At 61.8% G+C, this 1,035-nt stretch carries 1 protein-coding gene; it reads right to left on the bottom strand.

Annotation, left to right across the window (positions count from 1 at the left end):
• The coding region (locus tag AC1D0Z_RS22650) for a thiamine pyrophosphate-dependent enzyme (protein ID WP_477660385.1) at positions 1 to 1,035 on the bottom strand (1,035 nt) is incomplete at both ends.

The following is a 1,035-nucleotide window of genomic DNA, read 5'->3' as shown; positions in this document are numbered from 1 at the left end:
GTCCAGCGCAGCGCGCGTGGCCTTGACCATGTCGTCGCCCAGGGTGTCGCCCATGCCCTGCGCCGTCAATTTGTCGGCGTAGAGGCGGCGGGTGCCGGGGTGCTGTGCAATTTTTTTATACATCAGCGGCTGGGTCAGCGCAGGCGTGTCCTGCTCGTTGTGACCCAGTTTGCGGAAGCAGATGATATCGACCACAACATCCTTCTGGAATTCCATGCGGAACTCGAGAGCCAGCTGGGTGGCCAGCACGACGGCTTCGGGGTCGTCGCCGTTGACGTGAAGTACCGGCGCTTCAATCATCTTGACGACGTCGGAGCAATACAGCGTCGAGCGGCTGYCGCGCGGGTCGCTGGTGGTGAAACCGATCTGGTTGTTGATCACGATGTGCACCGTGCCGCCCGTGAAATAACCGCGGGTTTCGGCCAGCGCCAGCGTTTCCATCACAACGCCCTGCCCTGCGAAGGCGGCGTCACCGTGCACCAGCACGGGCAGCACCTGCAGGCCCTTGGGGTCGGCGCGGCGGTCCATGCGGGCGCGCACCGAGCCTTCAACCACCGGGTTGACGATTTCCAGATGCGAGGGGTTGAAAGCCAACGTCAGGTGAACCGGGCCGCCAGGGGTGGTCACGTCGGAGCTGAAACCCTGGTGGTATTTGACGTCACCGCTGGGCAGGTCTTCGGGGGCGGTATGGTCGAACTCGGCGAACAGGTCGGCCGGCACTTTACCCAGAGAGTTGACCAGCACGTTCAGGCGGCCGCGGTGGGCCATGCCGATCACGATTTCCTGCACACCCTTGATACCGCCTTGCTGGATCAGTTCATCCATACAGGCGATGAAGCTTTCGCCGCCTTCCAGCGAAAAACGTTTCTGGCCGACGTATTTGGTGTGAAGGAAGCGCTCCAGGCCTTCGGCGGCGGTCAGGCGGTCGAGGATGTGGAGCTTCTTTTCCTTGGTGAAATTCGGCTTGCTGCGAATCGATTCGAGCTTTTGCTGCCACCAGCGCTTGTGGTTCTGGTCGGTCGCGTACATGTACTC

The sequence above is a fragment of the Polaromonas sp. P1_E3 genome (genome assembly GCF_056405935.1).
The sequence above is the reverse complement of the archived record's forward strand: the minus strand, read 5'-3'. Positions and strand labels throughout refer to the sequence as shown.